The 6,725-nt window shown below is 46.0% G+C and carries 3 protein-coding genes; 1 reads left to right on the top strand and 2 read right to left on the bottom strand.

The window, feature by feature from the left end; all coding sequences use genetic code 11:
• Positions 1 to 80 precede the first annotated feature (80 nt).
• On the top strand, positions 81 to 4,262 hold the full coding sequence (locus tag H6S82_RS13375) for a LamG-like jellyroll fold domain-containing protein (protein ID WP_347339495.1): 4,182 nt from the start codon (positions 81 to 83) through the stop codon (positions 4,260 to 4,262).
• Positions 4,263 to 4,451: 189 nt separating this feature from the next.
• On the opposite strand, the gene H6S82_RS13370 is transcribed toward H6S82_RS13375, so the two are convergent.
• Positions 4,452 to 5,780 carry a flippase gene (locus H6S82_RS13370; protein ID WP_190461678.1) on the bottom strand — a complete coding sequence of 443 codons (1,329 nt, stop codon included), beginning with the start codon at positions 5,778 to 5,780 and terminating at the stop codon, positions 4,452 to 4,454.
• A 20-nt stretch (positions 5,781 to 5,800) separates the two neighbouring features.
• Positions 5,801 to 6,725, bottom strand: a 925-nt coding sequence (locus tag H6S82_RS13365) for a glycosyltransferase family 4 protein (protein WP_242056934.1), incomplete at its 5' end; no start/stop codon positions are given.

Raw genomic sequence — 6,725 nt, 5'->3', positions numbered from 1 at the left:
TCTCTATGTACTCTCTCAGTTGACTCATTTTGGGGAAGGTAAAACTCTATTTTACCATTGGCGATCGCAGTTTAGTTTATATGTTGGAGATCTCTAATGGTGTCAGAACGATTCAGCAAACTCCCCAAACCATGCCCCAGATTGCCAAAGATGCGAAGGGTTTGATCGCACAGGGAGCATTATTAGGATTTGTGCGTCCCGCTAGTGGACTCAATGCCATTGAAACCTGCGAAGGCAATGTGCAACTGAGTTACTTTGACAAGGAAGGACGGATGCGACGCACGAACTATGATGCTACCGCCGATAGTCTGAATACTGCTTTTGAACAGTGGATTCCCAATGCTCTACGACCCTGCTTGAATTTTAGCAATGACAACAGCATTGTTAAGTTGAATCAACCTCTGTCACTGACAGCAGACTGGAGTATCGAAGCTTGGTTCTGTTATCCCTTGCCACAAACCGCACAATGGAATACTCTAATCCGGGGGCAAAATGCCGATCAGCACATTGTTGTCAGTAAGGACAAAAAGTTAGGAATTTACCTGACGAATGACCCACTGAAACAATACTTTTACGATTGTGGTTTCAGTATGGGAGCATTGTCTTCTGGTTGGCATCATCTCACAGTGGTGGGTGATGGAAATACAACCCGCTTCTACATTGATGGTAAGGAAGTGGGTGACACTAAAGCCAAAGCTTTAGTCGATGCCCAGGTTAATCTCAGTGCGGACTCTGGTAATGCCACACTCAAGCAAAAGCTAGAAGATATCAAGCAAGCAATCTTGAAACCCATTGGCGATGTTTATGCGATCGGCAATAATCATCTCGCTGCTAACAAACCCATTCCCATTGACTATGGTGTGGTGAATTTTAACGGGAACGGCAATTATATTCAGACTGTCGCTAAATTGCCCATTGGTGACGAAATCACGATCGAATACTGGTTCAAGGGCACCAGTTTACAATCGGCTGTCAGACAGCAAGACGGTGGTGGCTATATTGTTACTGGCTGGAATAATCAACATATTATTTCTGTCGATCAGGGTACTACAGGCATCAGCGTGGGAGCTAACGCCACCAATGGCAGTTGGCATCACATTGCGATGACTTGGAAACGGAACACCCCCAACGGATTTGTCAGCTATTTGGACGGAGTGCTTGTCGCCCAGAGAAACAGTGTCAACACCGCGCTACCTGCGATGAACGCCAATGTTTTCATCGGCTGTTACAACGGTGCTTCAGAATTTACCAACGGTCAAATGGCTGAAGTCCGCATCTGGAACAAAGCCCGGACTCAAGCAGAAATTCAGGCGAATATGAATAAACGCCTGACAGGAAAAGAAGCGAACTTAGTGGCTTATTTTCCCTTGAATAAGGTGGAAAGCGGAAAAGTCTTAGACCTGGTGAGCGGGAATTCTGGTACGGTGGTAAACGCCACAAACGTTACTTCTACCCTAGCATTGACCCCCCCTGCCGTGATGCAGATGCAGGGCGAGCAATTTGGCAAAGTCGCAGAAGTCCGCATTTGGGGAATGGCTCTGAGTGATGAGGAAATTGAAGCCAATAGTCGCACCCTCATTAGTGGGAATGAGTCCGGTTTGTTAGCTTACTATCCCTTGAATGAAGCCACTGGGACGGAAATCCGCGATAATTCCGGTAATGGTCAACATGGGACGCTGACGAATCCGATTTGGTGGGCTTGCGCCGCACCGATGGGGCTACCGAGTAGTGATACACCTAATAATCAGGTGATGAAGTTTGATGGGGTCAACGATCACATCACCTTACCGGCAATGAACATCAATTACTCCCAAGGATTTAGCGTAGAAGTCTGGGTGCGCTACAACAGCTTGAAAATTTGGTCAAGAATCTTCGATTTCGGGAGTGGTGCTGCTGTAGATAACATTCTGCTAGCCAATCCTGGCACGACTAATAACCTGTTATTGTCTATTCGTCGGGGAAGTGCCGAACAGACAATACAAGCAGCTAATTTCCTAGAAGTCGGAAAATGGATGCACATTGCTGTCACTCTTGATGCTTCCGGTAATGGCAAAATTTACAAGAACGGTCAGCTAATTCAATCAGGTACTTGTCAAACTCCTAATAACGTGAACCGCACGATTAATTACATCGGACGGAGTAACTGGGCTGCTGATGCCTATTTTGACGGGCAAATGGCGGAATTCCGCTTGTGGAATCGAGTGCGTACTGAAGCAGAAATTAAGGCTGACCTGAATAAACGGCTGACGGGTCAAGAGTCTGGTTTGGCACTCTATTTGCCTTTAGATGGCATTTTGACCAACAAAGTCTTAGACTATGCGGGAATTAATGATGGCACTGTCACCGAAGCAACCATTGTGGAAGATATGACCGCCCCTTGGTTAAGCATTGGCTCTTCTGCGGTCAGTGCAGAATATAGCACGATTACCATAGACCAGACGACGGGGCAAAGAACGGCGATGATGCGGCGGTTGTTTGCTTCTCCTGCTCTCAATGGCGTGAATCTATTCCCCGACAAGCCTCTGGAAACCTTAGAACTCAAATGGATTGGTAATGCCCAATTTGCTCCCACTTTGCTCGGTTACATTGAAGGCGCACCACCAGTACCCAGTGAAAACCTGGCCTTAGCCGATGATTATAACGGCGCAACTTCAGTGGAATTAACCATGACTGAAGATGTGGAGTTTAATTGGACTCGATCGCAAGATAGTGGCTTGGGAGCTGCGGTTGAGGCATTCATGGGTGCGGGAGAAGTCATATCTACGGGTATCGGAGTAGAAATAGAAGTATCGAACCGACATGGGTTTAAAGGCAATTTGGAGTTCAGCTACCAATTCCAAAATGAAAGCAGTATCACCTCTAGCTCATCCCTGAGCATGACCGATAAACTGGAATTGCGCGGCACATTTGAAGACGATCCCAAATTCCCCCATTTAGGCAACCGATTTATTCCCAAAAATATCGGCTATGCGTTGGTGGTTTCAGCATTAGCAGATGTGTTTGTCACCCGACTGGCTCGCAGTAAGAAAATGGTTGGCTACCAAACACTACCTGTAGATGGTATTCCCCCAGATGTCAACACCATCACCTTCTTGATGAATCCGGCTTACACCATGAATGGCAGTTTGGATGGCATGACCGGAAGTTCTGCCACCAGCCAACGCTTCTTTAAGCACGTTCCTGAAATGCGAGCGCAGTATGGTTCTCTCTATCCCGCCAGTTATTATCGCTTGCAAGAAGCATACAATCTCAAACGTCAAATCGAAGCGGATGACAAACGCCGGGAATCTTACTTCAATAACTTTGATGTGCGATCGATTGATGAAGCATCTTTGGATCGGAACATCAACAGTGGTGATGCACCCACCACCATTGGAGTCCAACGGGAAGAAGACAAACCCACTACCGGAGCGACTGCGGAGGAACAAACGGCAAAGGCTGAAGAATTTAAAGCTCAAACTGCGGCAGCTTCTCAGGAAACAAGTTCTGCTGCCAAGGCAAAACAGGCCGAAATCCAAAGTAAAATTACCGACCAGGATAAACAAGTACACGCAATGGCAAGTTTTGCGGGCTGGCAGCGCAATATGGAAAATATCCAAATTCGCGCTGGAAAACGCAACATTGTCAACACTTATGTTTGGGATGCTGACGGTGGACTGCGAACGGAAGCTCAAAGCTTTGCCAATACGGTAGAACATACCATTGGTGGTGCTTTTACGATGGCTGCTGGGTTAGGGGCTGAGAATGAGTTCCAGATGGGCTTTGATGTAGAGCTAACCTCCCAAGCTACCGTTAACCTGACTCAAACCATGAGTAAAACTGAATCTCGCAGTAAGGGTTTTGAGTTGAATATCGACTTGAGTGGTATGGAAAATAAAGGGGTGACGGATTACAACGATAACCCGATTATGCCTGGGGAAAAAGTCGATCGCTATCGGTTTATGAGTTTCTATCTGGAAGGAAGTACCCAAAACTTCCAAGACTTCTTCAACTATGTGGTTGACCCGGAATGGCTGCGTAGCAATGACGAAGAAGCACGGGCTTTGCGTCAAGCCCAAGCTGGAAAACCGAATAAAGCTTGGCGAGTCTTACACCGGGTCACTTATGTGGAACGTCCGTCCTTGATGGGCTTTGGTCGGGATGTGCGTCAGTTGAAAGTCCGGGATGAAAATGTGGGCATTGGTAAGGTCATCGTTGATGTTGCCAAGTTACAACAGAAGGTCGATCAAATTCTGGAATGGATTAGCTCACAACAGCAGTAATCAGCTAGAGCTATTTTATCCATAACGATATCACCAATTTTTGAGAAGTGAGACTCAACATTCTTCATAGATTTGTTGAGTCGCACTTTTTGTTTGATCGCTGACCGTCAGCAATTTCTTGTCTTCGATCGCTCAGGACTTAACCATCAGACCTGTAGAGTCAATTCATGAATTGACTCTACAGGTCTGCTATTCTCTGCTTCTTCTCGCAAACAAGTTGAAAGTCAGTGCATTGGTCATTATCCAACCTAGCTTTCTAGCCGGAGGATAAATCAGGCACATCACATAATCGGTAAATGAATAGGAAATCACCGATGCTAGCGCCGCACCATTTTCTTGATAAAGCGGAATCAGCCAAAAATTCAGGATAATATTCATAGTAGCGCCGCAACAGGTAGAAATTAAAGCAAAAACTGTCTGTCCTTCTGCCACAATCCAAATTCCTTTTGCCCAACCAAAAAAACCAAATACTGCTGACCAAATGTAGATTGACAGCACGCTAGCAGCCGCTGCATATTTTTGGCCGAATATGGCTACAATGAGAAATTTTGAGATCAGCGTCAGGGGAATGGCTATGCTGAAAGTTACTATTACCATTAAATTAAACAGCTTTTGCAGTTTGTTATAGTAGAGCGTTTCACTCTCCTGTTTGGCTTGCACAATGGCAGGAGTTACGGAATTGACAATGGCGCTGGCAAAAAAATACCAAACTTCTGCTATTCGCACGGCTGCTGAATAAATCCCGACGGGTTTATCGCCCATTAATTGACCGAGCATAATCTGATCGATACGCACGTAGATCATAATAGCTAAATCGGAAATTATTAACGGCCAACTCTCCTTGAGCAGAGTTTTTGCCCGCTGGAATTTCGGACGCCATCTGAGCAGATTTTGTCCGTCCAATTTGTGCGCGATCGCCAAACCTATGCTACCCAAAGCGCTCTCCACCACAAGCACCCAAGCAAAGGCAACTACAGGAGCCTTCATCTCAATCAAAGCAATTCTGAGCGCGGTGACGATAACGAAGGCTATATTTTTGGCAATAACTGTATGTTTTGATTTAACTAGGGACTGGAACCACAAATCGATCGTATTGAAGGCATCAAAAATTGTTACTGACGCCGTAATTGCCACAATCCAAAGAGTCAGTCGGTCATGAGGACGGACTAGGCTAATCGCTCCACTTGATATTAATACTGTGAGGATACCACCAGCGAGTTTTAATACAAAAGTCGTGCCAAGAGTTTCATCTTTAAGGGATGGATCGCGAACTATGTCGCGCACGACAATCTGATTCAATCCCAAAGTGGCAAGCACGCCAAATAGGGAAACAAAAGCAGTTGCGAAGTTGAACAGACCAAATCCATCTGGGCCTAGATAACGAGCTATCCAAGCGGTAACAATTAACCCGACGCCCATGCGTAAGATGCGATCGCCTGACAACCAGATTACACTACCGATAATCCTACGCAGTTCGGGACTGAGCTTTGCAATTGCTGCTTTCAATTTATTCAGCATTTTAATTTATGAAAAATCATCTAAGAGCCCATCTCAATTAATCGATTGGCGAGCGCCTCGACAAAGCGATCGCTATTGCGGTCTTTTAACACCAGTTCGTGACCGCGCTGCGCCTGTGCTTCTGCTTCTTGGGGATTGTTTAGCAAATGAACGATCGCTTCTCGCAATCCCCCCACATCACCTGGATTAAACGTAGTAACAATACCTGGAATTTCAAGGTATTCGCTCATACCGCGAGTTCGGGTTATAATCACCGGACGCTTACAGGCTAAAGCTTCGTGCATGACTTGAATTCCAGCCGCAAACTTATTTTCCACCAAGCTAATTACTACTATGTCCGCGTCGCGATAAAGTTGCACTAAATCCGGCCATTCGTAGAACTGACAGGACATATTTTCCGGCAGAACTTTTGGAAATCTGCGCGACTTCGGACGTGCGTATTCTTCTTTTAGCTTTGCCGTGGAAAAACCGCTAACTTTGACATCGATGTCCAAGTCCTTTGTCGCTTCTGCTAAAGTTACATAATCCCGCTGTTCCAATCCCACACTCATCACCATCGGACGACGTTTATCTGGTGAAACAGATCCGGGTGTAAAGAATTTCACATCTGTTTGATCTGGTAACAACCAGACTTTTTCTGCTGGCAAATTCAAGTAGCGACGGAGGAAATCAGCTTGGAGGCGAGCCGGAGTAATAAATAGGTCAATTTTATCTGCTAAACCGTACAGTTTCAAAGACAGACGAGTGCGGGGTCGATCGGAATTGTGAACAATTACGACTATTTTAGGCCGATCGCGTTTCGCACCGCAAAGTGCCGCGACGGGATATCCGACATCTTCCCCAGGACAGAATATCAAATCGTCGCTTGTAAGTTTCTCTGACAGTGCGCGACCCAAAGCCCACTGTTCCGGAATGTTCGATCCCAGTTTCCCGCGTATCTTATCT

Source organism: Planktothrix sp. FACHB-1355 (assembly GCF_014748295.1).
GTDB lineage: Bacteria > Cyanobacteriota > Cyanobacteriia > Cyanobacteriales > Aerosakkonemataceae > Aerosakkonema > Aerosakkonema funiforme_A.
This window is presented reverse-complemented; position numbering and strand designations above follow the sequence as displayed.